General features: G+C 41.9%; 14 protein-coding genes. 3 read left to right on the top strand and 11 right to left on the bottom strand.

Annotated features, from left to right (window positions below; translation table 11 throughout):
- Window positions 1-157: 157 nt before the first annotated feature.
- The 9 genes from B9A91_RS15985 to B9A91_RS15945 all read right to left on the bottom strand — a co-directional run bounded on the left by B9A91_RS15985 (window position 158) and on the right by B9A91_RS15945 (window position 12,188).
- On the bottom strand, window positions 158-1,375 hold the full coding sequence (locus tag B9A91_RS15985; protein ID WP_084240009.1) for a FecR family protein: 1,218 nt from the start codon (window positions 1,373-1,375) through the stop codon (window positions 158-160).
- Between the two features lie 83 nt (window positions 1,376-1,458).
- The gene (locus B9A91_RS15980) at window positions 1,459-2,031 is read right to left on the bottom strand and encodes an RNA polymerase sigma factor (protein WP_084240008.1); all 573 of its coding nucleotides are present in this window, start codon (window positions 2,029-2,031) and stop codon (window positions 1,459-1,461) included.
- Window positions 2,032-2,287: 256 nt separating this feature from the next.
- On the bottom strand, window positions 2,288-2,797 hold the full coding sequence (locus tag B9A91_RS15975; RefSeq protein WP_144008960.1) for a hypothetical protein: 510 nt from the start codon (window positions 2,795-2,797) through the stop codon (window positions 2,288-2,290).
- 34 nt (window positions 2,798-2,831) lie between these two features.
- Entirely contained in the window at window positions 2,832-4,076 is a 1,245-nt protein-coding gene (locus tag B9A91_RS15970; protein WP_084240006.1) for a TlpA disulfide reductase family protein, read from the bottom strand.
- A 7-nt stretch (window positions 4,077-4,083) separates the two neighbouring features.
- Complete coding sequence (locus B9A91_RS15965; RefSeq protein ID WP_084240005.1) at window positions 4,084-5,286, bottom strand: TlpA family protein disulfide reductase; 1,203 nt, start codon at window positions 5,284-5,286, stop codon at window positions 4,084-4,086.
- 32 nt (window positions 5,287-5,318) lie between these two features.
- Window positions 5,319-6,743: a RagB/SusD family nutrient uptake outer membrane protein gene (locus B9A91_RS15960; RefSeq protein ID WP_159451720.1), complete on the bottom strand. Its 1,425-nt coding sequence runs from the start codon at window positions 6,741-6,743 to the stop codon at window positions 5,319-5,321.
- 34 nt (window positions 6,744-6,777) lie between these two features.
- Window positions 6,778-10,284, bottom strand: a complete 3,507-nt coding sequence (locus B9A91_RS15955) for a SusC/RagA family TonB-linked outer membrane protein (protein WP_159451719.1) — start codon at window positions 10,282-10,284, stop codon at window positions 6,778-6,780.
- A 154-nt stretch (window positions 10,285-10,438) separates the two neighbouring features.
- Complete coding sequence (locus B9A91_RS15950; RefSeq protein WP_084240002.1) at window positions 10,439-11,680, bottom strand: FecR family protein; 1,242 nt, start codon at window positions 11,678-11,680, stop codon at window positions 10,439-10,441.
- Between the two features lie 127 nt (window positions 11,681-11,807).
- On the bottom strand, window positions 11,808-12,188 hold the full coding sequence (locus B9A91_RS15945) for a DUF2116 family Zn-ribbon domain-containing protein (protein WP_084240001.1): 381 nt from the start codon (window positions 12,186-12,188) through the stop codon (window positions 11,808-11,810).
- Between the two features lie 170 nt (window positions 12,189-12,358).
- On the opposite strand from B9A91_RS15945, the gene B9A91_RS15940 reads away from it, so the two are divergent.
- The 3 genes from B9A91_RS15940 to B9A91_RS15935 all read left to right on the top strand — a co-directional run bounded on the left by B9A91_RS15940 (window position 12,359) and on the right by B9A91_RS15935 (window position 14,066).
- On the top strand, window positions 12,359-12,802 hold the full coding sequence (locus B9A91_RS15940; RefSeq protein WP_084240000.1) for a DUF6934 family protein: 444 nt from the start codon (window positions 12,359-12,361) through the stop codon (window positions 12,800-12,802).
- A 31-nt stretch (window positions 12,803-12,833) separates the two neighbouring features.
- A complete protein-coding gene (locus B9A91_RS24160) occupies window positions 12,834-12,995 on the top strand; it encodes a hypothetical protein (protein ID WP_159451718.1) in 162 nt (53 codons plus the stop codon).
- A 300-nt stretch (window positions 12,996-13,295) separates the two neighbouring features.
- Window positions 13,296-14,066 carry a hypothetical protein gene (locus B9A91_RS15935; RefSeq protein WP_084239999.1) on the top strand — a complete coding sequence of 257 codons (771 nt, stop codon included), beginning with the start codon at window positions 13,296-13,298 and terminating at the stop codon, window positions 14,064-14,066.
- A gap of 171 nt (window positions 14,067-14,237) precedes the next feature.
- Here the strand turns inward: B9A91_RS15935 and B9A91_RS15930 are convergent, their stop codons facing one another.
- Together B9A91_RS15930 and B9A91_RS15925 are read right to left on the bottom strand one after the other, a co-directional pair.
- Window positions 14,238-15,011 carry a hypothetical protein gene (locus B9A91_RS15930; RefSeq protein ID WP_144008959.1) on the bottom strand — a complete coding sequence of 258 codons (774 nt, stop codon included), beginning with the start codon at window positions 15,009-15,011 and terminating at the stop codon, window positions 14,238-14,240.
- 107 nt (window positions 15,012-15,118) lie between these two features.
- Window positions 15,119-15,715, bottom strand: coding sequence for an RNA polymerase sigma-70 factor (locus B9A91_RS15925; protein WP_084239997.1), 597 nt, complete (start codon window positions 15,713-15,715; stop codon window positions 15,119-15,121).
- Window positions 15,716-16,145 lie beyond the last annotated feature (430 nt).

The raw sequence follows: 16,145 nt of genomic DNA, 5'->3' as shown, positions 1-16,145 counted from the left end.
TTGATAACTTGTTTGTTAATGAGAGCCAAACCTAAGCCAGATTCCGGACAAAACCGGGATTTGGCTTTTTTCTTTTCTGTCTATGTTGCTGCTCTGTATGTTCTCATTTTTTGGTTTTTTCGGGTTAGTATATGGTTAGTTCAAGAATGATTCTTTTTTACTCTGTTACAATTATCTTTTGCCCTTCTATTTTAAATTTCACCTTACCGGCAAACTCTATTGATTTCAATATCCGCGATACATTATCGTAACGGGACAGCGAGCCATCAAAAGTTATGTTTTTAAGCGCCTGCTTGTCAAAAATTACCGTTACGTTATACCATCGCGCTACCTTTTTCATTACAGATGCAAGAGGTTCGTTTTCAAAAGCAAACTTGCCGTTTTTCCAGGCAATGGCCTGGGCAGCGTTTACTTCGGTTACGGTTATGTTGTTGTTGGCTATAAGGGATTGTTCGTTAGGTTTTAAAACCACCTCTCTCCCTTCAGGCTTCTCTCCCCCAGAGGCGGAGAGAGATTGCATGGCGCCTACCTTAACACTGCCTTCGACTAGCGTGGTTTTAATGCCTACATCATCAGGGTAAGCGCTTATGTTAAAATGTGTTCCAAGCACTGTTATTTCCTGTCCGGCCGTTTGTACTTTAAACGGCCGTTTGGCATCTTTAGCTACTTCCAGGTAAGCTTCCCCTTTAATCAGTTTTACAATTCTTTGGAGTTTATTCCTATAGTTTGAGAAAAACTCCAATTTACTATCAGCGTTTAACCAAACTTTTGTGCCGTCTTGCAAAATAATGGAATAAGTTCCACCGCGTGGGGTAATCGCAGTTATAGGTCCCTCGTTTCCTCGGGATGACGAACCGTTGTTGTCCTGCTTGTCATCCCGAGTTTCGAGGGATCTATCTTTAGGTCCTTCGCTATCGCTCCGGATGACAAGTGTGTTATCATCATACGTCAATGCATCCCCAACTATTACTCCGCTCTTCTTATCACTCAGATTAATTGTTTTACCATTAGCTAAGGTTAAGGTGGCACGGTTGCCGCCAGGGGCAATGTCGTTCAGGTCCTTCGCATTCGTTCTTGATGACAAAAGGGATGTGTTATTGCTGGGAGCGGTAAAGAAATAAACACCAACAGCAAGGCCTATTACTGCGGCCGCAATACCCACCGCGCGAGGCCAAAGTTTAACTTTTTTAGCTTCTATAAGCGGAAGCCTCGTTTTTAAATGCTCTACGCTTTCTTCAAGCGCCTGGATGGATAGCTGAAACTTGCTTTGTGCAGCTTTCTGGATGTACCAGGTCTCCAGCAGGGCTTTATCTTCCGCGCTGATGGTACCATTTTCATATTTTTTTAACAGCTCTATGGCTTTTTCTGTATTCATAGCAATTGTGAAAAACAAGCCCCTTTAACCTAATGACAGTTGAACATAGCCAAAGTAATAGGCGGGCATAAAATATTTTTAAATTAAATTATTCCAGAAAGAATAAGTAAGGCAGTTAATTTGGATTTAAGGATTTTGGTTGCGTTATAAACCTGTTGTTTTGCGGTTTTATCGCTTATGCCCAGCTTCTCGGCAATCTCTTTATAATTGAGTTCTTCCCTTTTATGCAGCAAAAATACTGCCCTCATCTTTTCGGGCAATGCATTAATCTCATTTTCAATTACCGCAACAAACTCTTTTTCTCTTAGCACATCATCTGCCAGTGAAAACCCATTTTCCATAAACCGGATAATTTCATCTGCATATTTGGCCACATGCTTTAAATGCGCCAGCCGGTTAAATATGCGGTTGCGTATAGCCGTATACAAATAAGAAGAAAGCGAGGTTTTAAATTCCAGCTCTTCCCGCTTTTGCCATAAAGTTAGCATTACATCCTGTACTACATCGTTGGCCTCGTCCCTATCACCAAGCAACCTGTAGGCATGCGAAATAAGCAGGCGGCTGTAACGCGAAAAAATTTCTGTGTAGGCACGCCCATCCCCGCCCTTAATTAAAGCAGCCAGTTCTCCGTCGGTATATCCGCTGTAAGCAGCCATTGTGGTTTAATTATCCGTTAATAAAAATACTGAAATTTCTTTGTAAACTTATACAAGTTGAAGCGAAAAACCACACAACCTTAAATAACAAATATTCCATTTAGTATAAAAACAGGCCTGGATATGGTAAAAAGCTTTTTTTAGAAGAAAAAATTTCAGGTTAACCGGCTATCATATTCAAAGAAAAAGGAGGCCCTTGGCCCCCCTTAACTAAACACTCAACTTATAAAATCTTTGTGGACATTTGTCCTTTCTTTTATTTCAGCTTATTATAAAGGGCTTTTGCAGTTTGTTTTGCGCCGTCTGGCATTATCGACGTTCTTGTAAGCATTAACGTCATTCCGTCCTCGGCCAGCACATAAGTTTCAATTCTGGTAATATCGAAGGGGTCCTGGTCATTCGGTATCACATGAATTTTTGTGTTTACGGTCAATACTTTTTTGTTTTCCGAAAGGGCCAATGTCCTAACGATCTCTTGCCCTTCATCTTTAGATTCCTGTGGTTTTCCATCGAGTGTTAATGTTTGTTTGGTCGGCTCGGCCAAATCAACGAACTTTCTTTCAATTGTAAACGCATCCTTAGTTTGGGTGAGTGCCAAAAAGGTCGGCACATATTGCTTGGGTAAATCGCCAAAATCAGTTTTATCGGCATCAAGCTGCCATTTTGCATTAAAGTCTTTTACCGGCGTTTTTTCCTGCCCTAAAGAGACCTGATACATTACCACAACGGTTACCACCGTCATAAATATTTGATTGATTATTTTCATATGTTGTTTTAAAAATTTATAAACCGCTTAACAATTATTTAAGTACCTCCGCCAGCTTAGTGGCCAGGTCCTTTCCCCTCAAATTAACAGCAATGATCTTACCAGATGGGTCCAGTAACCAGTTTTGTGGTACAGCCTTAACCTGGTACTTCACAGCAATCTGGTTTTCCCATCCTCTAAGGTCGCTAACATGAATCCAAGGTAAACCATCCTTTTCAATCGCCCCAAGCCATGCTTCTTTTTTATTGTCAAGGGAAATCCCGACAATCTCAAAATTTCTGGTATGAAATTGCTCATATGCCCGCTTAACAATAGGGTTTTCTTCTCTGCAGGGGCCGCACCACGATGCCCAGAAATCTACCAGCACGTACTTGCCCCTTAACGATGATAAGCTAAATGACTTGCCATTCTGGTCCGTCTGTGAAAAATCGGGGGCTATCTGGCCCAGGCTAATTGCCGAACGCTGGTCCACCATTTTCTTCAACCGTTTGCCTTCCACGCTATTTTTAACCCTGTCCCCTAAATTATTATACAGTTCCAAAGCAAAGGCCGAGCTGCTTGGTCGGGAAATGTGCATTCTTACCAAAGCCAGGGCAACGTAAGAATTGGGATAGCTTTTAAAAAAATCCCTGTATATCTGGTATTTTTCAAGATAAAGCGCATTACTTTGCTTACGCAGTGCCATTGTTCTGGGCAGTTGCTCAAACGCTTCATCACTCAAAGCACTTTCTGCGTCAGCATGCTCCTTAAAGGTCCTTTCAAAAGCTTTATTTTTTGCTTCGTACGGATCAAATAACTTTTTCAGCAACTCTGCTTCCTGCTGGGTAGCAGAACCACTGATGACAGAAGTAGCCATTGTTTTCCCTTTGATGTTTATTTCTCCCTTGTCCAGGTAAAATTTCGCGCCATCCGGCCACAGAACTGAAAACTCGGATGTTTTAGGTTCCAGGTCTTCTTCATCTGTTTGTTTTATCAGGTAAGCTACGCAGCTTACCGGTTCAGTCACATTATTTGCATACCTGAATTTCCCCTTAACTACAACAACCGTATCGCTAACTTCAGTATACTTGCCGTTTTTCAGGGTTTTGTAGGCAAAAACAACAGAAGCAGGCAGCCCTACATCATCGATGCTGCCGTTCACCACAAATGAAATTGTATGATTGAGGGATTGATTTTGCACCACCTGTGATGCCCCTGCAGATCGAGCGGCCACCACTTGTGCCCTCAATAGCAATGGAGTGAGCAGCGAGGCCAAAACATAGCATATTACTTTCATCATCTTACAGTTAATTTGTTTTCATCATTACCTTACCTGCAAACAGCTTGGCCAGCAATTCATCCAATGGCCCATTTGGATTGGAGGGGTCAAAGCCTTTTTCTTTCAATAATATTTTTCCGTTCGGATCTACCAGGTAGGTAGTGGGTACGCCGTCTACCAGGAAATGGCTCTTATTAACACCCTTGGTGTCCAGCATATGTAACCATGGGAGCTGCTGCTTTTTCAGTTCTTCCAGCCAGGCATTCTTATCTTTATCAATAGAAATACTAAGTATCTCAAAATTTTTGTCCTTGTATTTGCTATATATCTCTTTGATGTGAGGAAAGGACGCTTTACATGGCGCGCACCAGCTGGCCCAGAAGTCAATCAGCACGTATTTGCCCTTAAGCTTATTAAAGCCCAGTTCTGTTCCTGAAGGGGTATTTAAGGTAAAGTTCTGTACTGTCTTACCAATTCCAGAGTTCTCTATACCCTGCAGAAAAGTTAATACAGCTTTACCCTCTTCGCTTTCCTGTCTTGCTTTACTCAGCTTTCCATACAACCTTTTGATGTCTTCAGGCTCCATAAAATTTGAAGCAAAACTCACAAGGGCGTTAGCGCTGGTGTAGGAATCAGGATGGGCAGGTATAAAATCCTCAAACACGCCTTTAAAATTTTTGTTCATGATGGCCCGCGCATCCCTCTGATAAGCTTCGTAGTTCTCGTCGCCCATTTCTAAACTTCCACCGTATTTTATTTTTAACTCTCTTTGTGTTTTGTGGTGTGCTTTAGCAAACATCCCATGAAACTCCTGCCATTCTGTAGCAATGGGCATGCCTGTAATTTTGGCTCCCGATATGCCCTGGGCGATGGGCAGTTCGAGGTTCATCTCACCTGCATGGTCATACGGTACTCCAGCGCTTGCCTGCACACCGCCCCCTCCCAGCTTTGCCATTTCACTTTCATACTCCGTATAGAGGCTAAAAAAATTTACACCTCCGGTATAGGGAATCCTGATCTGAAATTTTCCATCTACAATGGTGGTCTCTTTTGGCTTTCCGCTCCCCAATTCACCATACAAAACCGTAACTTTGTTAAAACCTTTGGTATCGCCTGTTACAATACCATTGATAATAAGCTCGTCCTGAGCATAGCTAACATTGGTAAAAAACGGGCATACCAACACCACTGCCAGCAAAATCCTGCTGAACTTTTTCATTTTTGTATTCATCTTTATTATTAGTTTATATTTAAATCACTCCATTAATAGCCTGTGTTTTGCTCTATCAATCCACCTGTAATTACAATTTCTTTGTAAGGTACCGGCAAAGCGTATTTATACCGGGGCAATACGGGGTTTACATTACGACCGGTACGCATCCTATCAAACCTATCCTGCCCTTCTCCGGCCAGTTCCCAGCTTCTTTCTCTCAAAATGGCATCAATCAATGCCTGTTTACTTCCAAAACTTCCCATTGTGTAAGGCACCGGACGTTGTGAAGCAACAAAAGACCGCTGATGGATCAGGTTGAGCAAGTCTACAGACTGCTGGTTAAGGCCATTGATATTGGCCAAAGCTTCTGCCTTTGTGAGCACCAGCTCTGCCCTTCTAAATGCAACCAGGTTGTCAGTCTGGTTCGGATCACTGAACTTTCGGGAAATTTTTACAGGTGGTAATGAAAAAAAGCTTACGTTTATAAATAGCTGGTTAGCCCTTATGTCATTGCTTTCATAGCTGCTTAAAAAGGCCGGGTTAAAAAATATTCCTCCAAATATGTAATCTATGCCATGGTTAACGGAAGAACCCGAGTTTAACCCTGCATTATTGTGGCTTACCGGAAAAGCAAAAATAAGCTCAGGTATGGCCATGTTCAGTTTGGTTTGTTTGCCAATTTCGTTCCCACTGTTATCGGCAAATACGTCCAGGATACTTGCAGCATCAACATAGTTGGCATTCATCAGCACCTCATTGCTGTACTTTAAAGCCAGTTCATAATTTTGCATATATAGGGCAACGCGGGCGCCCAAAGCATTTGCGCTGCCCTTTACCGCCCTCGACCTGGTCGAAACCTCATTACCAAATGCAACCACCAGTTCCGGAATGGCCTCATCAATGTCCTTTAATATCTGCTCATAAACTTTTTTGTTACTGCTTCTTGGAATGTTTTTAGAGGCATCGTAACCGTCATATGCCTCCAGCCGCAAAGGAACACCCAGACCTTCCATTCTGCCCTCCAGGGCACCGTCGCCAAAATACTTCAGCAGGTTGAAATAGGAAAAAGCACGTATAAATTTTGCTTCTGCAACATATTGCTGCATCAGCTGCCTGTTAAACTGTCCATAAGCCGGCAGTTTATTGATCACCACATTGGCCAGATTAATTGTCTTATAGTTATTTGCCCAGAAATTAATCGGCATACTTTCATCTTCGTTGGTACGTGGACCGTATAACCCTTCGTACCACCTGTTGTGCTGAAGATATGGTTGGAATTCCATCATTTCTGTAGATTGATCGCCCATAGTGTAAGCTTGTTCCCGGCAGGCCTCAAAAAGTTTGGTATAAGCATCCCCAAGTATCCCCTCGGCACTGGCTTGCTTTTCAAGTGCCTGCCGTTCAGTAAGGGTATCTTCGGGTACAATATCAAGCTTCTTGTTACAAGCTGTTAATAGCAACATTATTATTGCCATTACAAGTATATTTTGTTTTTTCATGCTGTTTCTTTTAAAGTCCAACCTTTAATCCTATCCTGAAAGTCCTTACCCCTGGTAAGGTCAGCTCATCATATCCGGCCTTTAAGCCTGATGAGCCATAGGCGCTTACTTCAGGATCAATGCCGCTATACCGGGTAATGGTAAACAGGTTCTCTGTCTGGAAAAATATCTTACTGTTATTTAACCTCAGCGCACGCAATATTCTTGATGAAGGGCTTAAGTTGTAAGCTAAAACCAGGTTCTTGAGTTTAACAAATGAACCGTCTTCAAGAAACCGGCTATTCTGACGTGTAACATTATAATCTCTGAACTGGTCGTTTGATTTATTGAGTATAGCCGGAATGTCGGTAACATGACCTGGATATTTCCAATAATTCAGCATATCCGGAGAGAGGTTAAATACATTATCGTTTGTAAAGCTTCCGCCCTTACCTATATAGGTGTACAGGTTAGCTTTAGAGCCGTTAAAAATTTTATGCCCAAAAGCATAACCAAATGTAAAATCAAGCTCTAAACCCTTGTACCTGATATTATTTGTCAATCCACCTGTTACTTTGGGCATAGCGTCGCCCATGGGTTTTCTATGCACTTGCCCGCCAACCTGCGACATCAGGGGCTCATCTGTCAGATGGCCATCTTTGTCTTTCCAAAGGGGGTTACCTGTATTTGGGTCAACTCCGGCCCACTCATACATAAAGAACTCAGTTGATGAATAACCGGGAAGCCAGAAATTATTTTCGAATTCCCCTGCTTTGAGCTGATATTCAATATCCTGTGCGGTATTTCGAGGATCAGCAGTTTTAATGGATAATATTTTATTTCTGTTTCTCGCAATGTTAAACGAGGTTGTCCACCTCAAGTCCTTCTTCTGCAGGTTTGTTGTCGTGATGTCTAATTCCCATCCTTTGTTGCTGATAACGCCAAGGTTCTGGTCCTGAGAAGTAAAGCCCATAAACTCAGGCACTGCCACCGTCAATACAGCATCTTTGGTCAATTTATTATAATAGTCAACTGCAATACTCACTTTACTATTGAACAAGGCAAGGTCTAATCCCACATCCATAGTCCTGGTCCTTTCCCACTTTAAATTGGGGTTATTGGGCTGGCTCACGCTAATAGTACGGATATCACCATAGGTAACATCCCCGGCCCCGCCCCTTGCATAAGTATACTGCCCCTGATTACCGTAGTAACCCGCGCTTCGGTCTGTACCCGAATATCCGGTACTGGCACGGAGTTTTAACAAACTAAGCCATTTCACTTCCTCCATAAAAGGCTCTTCGTTCACTATCCAGCCAACCGAAAAAGATGGAAAACCTATGTAACGATGATTTTTTGAAAATCTGGACGAACCGTCGACACGATAGGTAGCACCCAGTAAATAACGGTTCATAAACTGATAGTCCAGTCTTCCAAAAACTGAAAACAGGGCTGTAGCTCTTTGGATGGCATTGTTTACTAATTTATTGCTAGCCGCAAATGGACTGAGGATTTCGTCGTTGCCAAACCCGTCGGCAAAAATAACAACATTGTTTTCAACTGAAGACTCGAAACTTTGACCGGCAACCAGGTTTATTTTGTGATAGCTTCCAAACCTTTTGGAAGCCGTCAGCAGGTTATTGATTACCCATTTTTTATTCTGTATCATGGTTTCTGTTAAGTTTCCAGCCGGTAACCTGGGCCGGCTTTTGTTCCTGGCATAAGAGCGGCTGTTTACCCAATCCGTACCAAGTTCAGTCCTGAGCGTTAACCAGGGCCTAACCTTCGCCTCTGCAAATACATTCCCAAAAATTCTGCTGTCATCTGAATAATTAATGTTGCGCATGGCTTTGCCCACAGGATTTAGATCTTCCACTATCGAGCCTGTCGGATTTGGTTCATATCCCCAGTTGTAACTGCCATCTGGCATATAAACATTCAGGTTAGGCGCCTTTTGAATTGCCTCAAGAAATAAAAGCTGGCTGGAAAGCGCGCTGTTTTTTATACTGCTCATGGTTACATTTGCCCCTACCTTAAAGGTTTTCCCGATCTGCTGGTCAACATTGATCCTTCCCTGGTATCTTTTGTAATCATTTTTTATGATGTACGAGGGTTGATCATCATAGCCCATACTAATATAATAGGTGCTTTTGTCGTTCCCCCCGCTGATGTTTACATCTGCATTCATGCCCACCGGCCTTCTGGTGATCTCTTTAAGCCAATCCGTATTAACATCTCCCTTAAAATTTCTGGTGTCGGCCGGGTCAAAAGCCTTTAAATAGGCATTATAGAATTCTGCATATTGCTGGCCATTCATCACTTTGTGTTTCCCTAATGGTTCAGACACTGAGGTATTTATCTGGGCATTCACTTTTGTAGTACCAGCCCAACCTCTTTTAGTGGTAATGAGTATAACACCGGCAGCCCCCCTTGACCCGTAAATCGCTGTAGCATAAGCATCCTTAAGTACTTCTATGGAAGCAATATCATCAGGGTTGATACTGGCAAGCGGGTTTTTCTCAAAGGTGGATTGTGGGGTATAGGTTCGTGGCGCAGTGCCGGGCGCTCCTCCCGAAGATGCGGATTGTGCAGGTGCAGATCCATTGAACCTAACTTTATTTGCATCTTCGCCCATACCATAAACCGGAATTCCATCTATAACAATCAATGGCGAGTTCCCATCTTTGCTTAAAGTACTGAGTCCGCGGATCACAATAGAGGTAGCACTTCCGGGCGCCCCTCCTGAAGGTGTAATGTGTACACCTGCCATGCGGCTTGCCATGATCTGGTCTATGCTCAGGGGAGCTGCACCGGCAACGTTGGGCGTCAATTTTGCAACTGAGCTTGTGAGTGACTTTTTGTCTGTCGAGCCATAACCTACAATAATGGTTTCCTCTAGTGTTGCCGCTATAGACTGCATGGAGGTAACTCCTGTATTTGCAGGCTCACCAGCTTTAATATCTAACAATTTGCTTACTTTCTGAAAACCGACACTTGAAATTTCAATACTGCATTTTCCTTCGGGAACATCCGGAAAAAAATACTCGCCATTTGCATTCGTCACTGTTACAAGGCTGGTACCTATCACCTTTACCGTTACTCCTGCCATAGGCTTGCCATTATCATCTACAATCCGTCCTCTTAAAGGGGTTTTAAGTTTCAGAGCAGGGGGAGCCGCAATTTTGGCACGGATAAGTATCGATTTGTCCTCAATAGTGAAATCCAGTTTCCTGGGGCCCAGGATCAGCTCAAGTACCGCTCTTAATTCCAGATCCTTCACGTGTACAGAAATATTCTTTATATCTTTAACTTTAATGCTTTCGTAAAAAAAATCATAACCGGTTTGCACACGTATCCGGTTCAGAACGGTAGTCAGGCCGACATTGCGTTCAGACAAAGATATCTTCTGTGCAAAACCAGATGCACTGACTTGCAAAATACCTGTAATCAGTATAAGGGTGGTCAGCCTCATAATCAGCAATAGTTTAACTATGTTGCGTGGATGCGCCCATAGTTTTTGGTGTAAAACTTTGTACATTTGTTTAGTTGGTTGGTTAGTGTAATACCCGGTACTTAACAGGACAGCAGTATTACACAGGTTCATATAATAATATTTACTGAGCGACCATCATAAGGCCATTCGGGTTGCCCCCCGTCTGGCCTTCTTTATGCCTCAATTTAAATAAGGTAGATTATTGATCCGGAGCGATCACCCTCCTTCCTTCGATTTTAAATTTAATGCCAGTCGTTTTCTCAATCATATCCAGTACACGACTAATGTTTCTGCTACGCGAAATCTTACCGGTGAATTCCCTGTCTGCAATCTGCTCATTAACAACAATATCTACGTCGTACCAGCGCTCCAGCTTTTTCATAATAACAGACATTTTCTCGTCGTTGAATTCAAAATCCCCAGCTTTCCAGGCAACGGCTTCTTCAACGTTAACAGTTTGCACCGTTATACTGTTGCTGGCCGTTAACACGGCTTGCTGGCCTGGTTTAAGTATCCTGCCTGCTTCTGGGCCTGCAGTTGCCCTCTTTGCTTTAGGGGCAGCGAAAAGCGAGGCCACATGTACCGAACCTTCCAATAATGTGGTCTTTACCCCCTCACCTTTGTAGGCACTGATGTTAAAGTGCGTACCAAGCACCGTTGTTTGCTGCCCGTTGCTTTCCACTATAAAGGGTCTTCTGCGGTCTTTAGCTACTTCGAAATATCCTTCACCCGTAAGCTTTACAATTCTTTGGAGTTTATTCCTGTAATTTGATAAAAACTCCAATTTACTATCAGCGTTTAACCAAACTTTTGTGCCGTCTTGCAAAATAATGGAGTAAGTTCCGCCGCGTGGGGTAATCGCAGTTATAGGTCCCTCGTTTCCTCGGGATGACGAACCGTTGTTGTCCTGCTTGTCATCCAGAGCATCGCGAAGGATCTCAGACCCATCATCATACGTCAATGCATCCCCAACTATCACTCCGCTCTTTTTTTGGCTCAGGTGTATGGTATTACCATTTGCCATAGTTAAGGTGGCACGGTTGCTGCCTGGGGCAATGTCGTTACTATAATTATCTCTCCTATCGTCGAGATGACGGGGAGCAGTGAAGAACCAGATGCCGAAGGCTATTGCCGCTACCGCGGCGGCGGCGCCAATATAGCGTTTCCACAGTTTGGCAGTTTGAGCAGCAGGTTGCTGCTCTGGTTGTTGCCCCAGCCTGCTTTTTACATTGGCCAGTGCCAACTCAGTATTAATCTGCTGCATTTCTATTAAAGCAGCAGCTAAAGTTTCATGTACAACAATCCGGTTAAAAATAGCAGCATGTTTTTCATCGGCTTTTATCCAGGCATCAAGCTGCTGCTCTTCAGCAGCATTCAATGCATTGGTAAGATGCTTGGCTATAAGCCTGCCTATTCCGAATGTGCTGTTAATGCTGTCCATAACCTTTTCTTAATGTTGGTTTAATATAGAAACGGCACCGAAAAGGAAATCTCTAAAGGAGAGTGAAAAAAAATTAAACCTACACCATATGTACTATGTCACAGACCATTTCACCTCTTTTCTTGGTTTACCGCAACGCTTCCATACGTTGGTGGTTCTCTCTTTTAACCAGTAAAACCGTTTCCCGGTTAATCACCAGGTAGCCCATTTCATAACAGAAATAATAATAACTACGATCCCCCGTTTTCAGAATGCTGGTAAAATAGCTGAAATCAAAACCAAGTGCTTTCATATCCTTATAAAGTACTTTGGCTTTGCCTGCTGGGTTCATCTCTAACAAAATGTGCCGATTTTTAGCCAGCACGGCATTCACATTTTTAACATATGCCGTACCCGCCATTTTCTGATCACGGTTATAAATGCTCCTGCATTGGTCATCGCAAAATTTCTTATCGGCCCTGCCCTGCATAGCATGGCCACATTGCAAACAGTGTTTTTCTTGAATCATAAAGTTTGTCTTTTGGTGAACTTATGGGGTTCTGAGGTAAAAACCACAGAATTGAGTTCTTTTTTCTCCACAGTATAGCGATCCGTTTCAAAAGTATGATCCGGATATATCCGGTTATGTTCCGGCTAGCGGGTTTGATACATAGCAGATTTGTGGTATAAAACAATCCTATGCAAGAAGATCGCTATTCCTACAATAAAGCAGATTCGCTTTCTTATACATTTATTAGTAACGGCCCAAATGGTAACATCAAAAAAATCGTAGTATTAGAAGCAATATCAGATGACAAATGCTTGTATAATCTGGCTTTTGGGGATCTTAATAAAGATACAGGAGAAATTGATGATTTAGCAAAATCAAACAACTCTGATACACAAAAGATTTTATCTACCGTTGCGGCAATTGCTGCAGATTTTTTAACCAGAAACCCGAATGTTCAATTACTTGCAACTGGAAGTACTGCTTCACGTACCAGATTGTATAGAATTGGGATTACAAGATTTTGGAATGAAATTAATACCCTCTTTGAGGTCAAGGGGTATATTAACGCTCATTGGGAATCATTTCAAAAAGGCAAAACTTATAATGCTTTTTTGGTTACCCGCAAGAAATAGAATAAATTTACAGAACTCAAACATAAGAATTATGGGTACTTCAAAAAATAAAAACAGCAAATACTTTACTGAGATATCGGATAAAGAGCTTATTGCAGCCTATAGAGCATCACCAACCTTTAAAAAGAAAAATGACGATGCCAGAGCGTTCATAAAAAAACACCCAATTCCGAAAGATCTTTTTCAAAAGTAAATAAAGCCACAATCAAAGTCATATCTACAAAATCGTTAAAAGAAGAAGCGGCTCGTTTTGCTGCCTCCATTACATAAAAGAAATCACATTCATCAATCCGTTATTTCACCACCAATAATAAACCTGAGCTTCCTGTTTGTTATTGCGCCGGATAGGCTTCTGCGGCATAAACTACATTATTTGCGATATGGTGCAGCACCAAACTTTACAACCAGATGCTTATCTTACAACTTTTTGAACATATATGGAATATTAATACCAAATGCATCATTAATATGTCTTACCAGACTCTAACAAACTATGACCAGACCTAAACTGATAATTGTTCTCATTCTGTTGCTGGCATCAGCAAAAACGTTCGCCTGCTCCTGTGCCCCCAGCCTGTTAACTGATAACTTTCAGCGCTCGCAATTTGTGGCGAAGGCCAAAATCCTCAAAGTAACCCCGGATCCCACAAACGAAAATTATCATGATGCCGAGATTGAACTGCTTACGTTATATAAGGGCGAGCGCCTTAAAAAAATCAAAATACATAGTGTTATGAACACTTCCTGCGCTTTTTTGCCGTCAGAAAAGTCAACATGGATCATATTCGCTTCTGTATGGGAAGGTAAACTAAGTTTTGGGGCCTGCTCTGGCAGCCTGGAGCTCGGCAGAACGTTCGACGCTGTTGCTTACCCAAATGCCAATAAGAACTACAGCAGATCTATTGAATTAAAGCAACAAGTAATAGCGTATTTACAAAAGCATAACATATTAAATCCCAATCCTTTTGGCTTTCATGTATACAACGAACAACTAAAATTGCTTAAGGGATATAAAAACAAAAACAGGTTTGCAGTATTTCAGCTCGAAGTCAATAAAGATCTGTCAATTACAGACCTTAAGCTGCTCCAAGGATTTCAAAACAGGGCGCTAAATAAAGCCGTAGTCAGCAACGTGAAGGAAAATCTTAAGTTACGAAATACGAGCGGCAAACCAGTACTTAAGCCCGTCCGGATGGTTGTATTTTGTTACTTTTATGAACAGGAAGATACCCATCAAAGCTTTTTAAGTTTTTTTGATATATAGACGTTAGAATCCTGGTAATACTACTCAAACATACCCCTGGCCTTCTGGTTATTTACCGTAATTTGCATGGCCTCGGCAATTTGTTTGCCGCTCATGCCCTGCTCAATGTCCAGGCCAAACACATCAGACATCGAATCATTATTATTAAAAGCGTTTTCTTCATAGAATCAATTACAATACAGAAAGCGTAATCGATTCATCAGGATTTAGCTTTACAAAAAACTTAACGCGATATCTTACGTCTCGGTTCTGCCATGCAGGCTGCCAGTTGATAGCTTCCTTCTGAATAAATTCCAAGATTCGATTTGAAAACTGCGATGGCTCACCAATTTCCAGTGCGAGTTTTCCTAAGGTGCCATTCTCAGATACTACGCCATAAATTAAAAGGGCAGAATCCACAACCTTAACAGACTTCCATTGTTTAAAGTTTTGTTCCAGTTTTTTTTGAAGCGGACCAACACCTCCTTTTAACCTCGCACGATGAAGATCCTGACCAGAGGAAGGCAAATTGCTGCCAGTAGATGTGAAAAAACTGAAATGATGGATAATAGAATCACGGCGAAGCGTTATTGAAGCATCATAACCGGGATTGCGCTGAGACAACTTTTCCAGACCAGCCAAATATTCCATTGTCAATTTACCCGGTTTTGGGAAAAGTAAGGTTTGGTATTTTTTATCAATAAGGTATCTATCACCTTCAAAAGTCAGATCAAATAATTCGTGGCTATACTTGCCAGCCCCTTGCTTATATAGAAAATCCATGCCAACAGCCTTATCATTTTTATATTTTATTACAATACAATCCATCTCGGGATGTAGCACAAAAAAACCTTTAGCAGACTGGTCTGGAAACCCTATTTGAAATCCGGCCTTAGGCTCTCTTTGAGCTTGGGTATTCAACAATACCCCCATTGTAATGATCATTGTAAATAAAGTCTTTTTCATAACTTATATGTTTATAATCCATAGTGATCATCGCTGGTTGGTCTTTAATGGTAGAAAAAACACAAATTTGCAATTCGTTCAATTCCGTGCCTGTAAGGCCGGTTATATTATTCAAACATCTTTGAGTTGACAATGATCATCAGGGTAGCCATTCCTTTATAGCTCAGTATTTTTCTGAGCAGCAGTATGCCCCTGGCCTTCTGGTTATTTACGGTGCTTACGGTGATTTGCATGGCTTCGGCAATTTGTTTGCCGCTCATCCCCTGCTCATAACTCATTTTCATGATGTTGCGGCATTGATCTGGCAGCATGGCAATGGCCTGACTTATTTCCATCAGCACTTCAGTTTGGATAATGTATTCTTCTACATCGGCTTCCAGTTGTTCCTGCTGCTGGTACCAGTTGTTGTCGCGATTCAGTTTGCGTTTTTCACTTATAGCACTGTCCAGGCATCCGTTTTTTATGCTGATGTACAAGAAGGCTTTTAAAGAATTAAAACTCTCAAAGTCGACATGCCGCTGCCACAGCTTAACCATCACATCCTGAACCACCTCTTCGGCCAGTTCCTGTGCTGGCACATATCGCTTTGCAAAGTAGCATAGCGCCGGATAGAATTTTCGGAACAGTTGGTCAAAAGCGCGTTCATCCCCGCTTTGCAGCAACGTAACCAGCTCCTGATCGGTATGTGTGCTATAAACAGCCATAGTGTATGCCCTTGTTATAAATTTACTGATTTTTTTATGTAAACTTATATAAGTTCAGGTTAAAAACCACACAGGTGTATTATTGACACTTAAGTAACAAGGCAAAATAAGGCCCTAAAAAGCATCACTAAGCGGCAAATTATTCTCTTTTTATAAGAAAAAATATTTTAATATATTTTTTGACGTCAAAAAAAATGCTACTTGTTACTGGCAGGTAACAAGTAGCATTAGTTGAATATTTTCTTATTTTTATAGGGTACAACAGGTGAATTATACGAAATGGGCTGATTTCGTCCAGCTTATTGTCCCCTCGAATAATGGAACTATGATATGATGCTTACGCTACACTGATATGCCTCCTATTTGCCAGTAGTTCTGCCTGGTATTTTTGACATGGCTCCTTAATACTCTATCCGTGGTTGGTTCGTCA

Origin of the sequence: Pedobacter africanus, from assembly GCF_900176535.1 — a bacterium.
GTDB classification, from domain to species: domain Bacteria; phylum Bacteroidota; class Bacteroidia; order Sphingobacteriales; family Sphingobacteriaceae; genus Pedobacter; species Pedobacter africanus.
The sequence above is the reverse complement of the archived record's forward strand: the minus strand, read 5'-3'. Positions and strand labels throughout refer to the sequence as shown.

Coding starts and splice junctions, on each gene's coding strand:
- B9A91_RS15985 (WP_084240009.1), bottom strand. CDS start 1,375: ATGAATACAGAAAAAGCCATAGAGCTGTTAAAAAAATATGAAAATGGT.
- B9A91_RS15980 (WP_084240008.1), bottom strand. CDS start 2,031: ATGGCTGCTTACAGCGGATATACCGACGGAGAACTGGCTGCTTTAATT.
- B9A91_RS15975 (WP_144008960.1), bottom strand. CDS start 2,797: ATGAAAATAATCAATCAAATATTTATGACGGTGGTAACCGTTGTGGTA.
- B9A91_RS15970 (WP_084240006.1), bottom strand. CDS start 4,076: ATGATGAAAGTAATATGCTATGTTTTGGCCTCGCTGCTCACTCCATTG.
- B9A91_RS15965 (WP_084240005.1), bottom strand. CDS start 5,286: ATGAATACAAAAATGAAAAAGTTCAGCAGGATTTTGCTGGCAGTGGTG.
- B9A91_RS15960 (WP_159451720.1), bottom strand. CDS start 6,743: ATGGCAATAATAATGTTGCTATTAACAGCTTGTAACAAGAAGCTTGAT.
- B9A91_RS15955 (WP_159451719.1), bottom strand. CDS start 10,284: ATGTACAAAGTTTTACACCAAAAACTATGGGCGCATCCACGCAACATA.
- B9A91_RS15950 (WP_084240002.1), bottom strand. CDS start 11,680: ATGGACAGCATTAACAGCACATTCGGAATAGGCAGGCTTATAGCCAAG.
- B9A91_RS15945 (WP_084240001.1), bottom strand. CDS start 12,188: ATGATTCAAGAAAAACACTGTTTGCAATGTGGCCATGCTATGCAGGGC.
- B9A91_RS15940 (WP_084240000.1), top strand. CDS start 12,359: ATGCAAGAAGATCGCTATTCCTACAATAAAGCAGATTCGCTTTCTTAT.
- B9A91_RS24160 (WP_159451718.1), top strand. CDS start 12,834: ATGGGTACTTCAAAAAATAAAAACAGCAAATACTTTACTGAGATATCG.
- B9A91_RS15935 (WP_084239999.1), top strand. CDS start 13,296: ATGACCAGACCTAAACTGATAATTGTTCTCATTCTGTTGCTGGCATCA.
- B9A91_RS15930 (WP_144008959.1), bottom strand. CDS start 15,011: ATGAAAAAGACTTTATTTACAATGATCATTACAATGGGGGTATTGTTG.
- B9A91_RS15925 (WP_084239997.1), bottom strand. CDS start 15,715: ATGGCTGTTTATAGCACACATACCGATCAGGAGCTGGTTACGTTGCTG.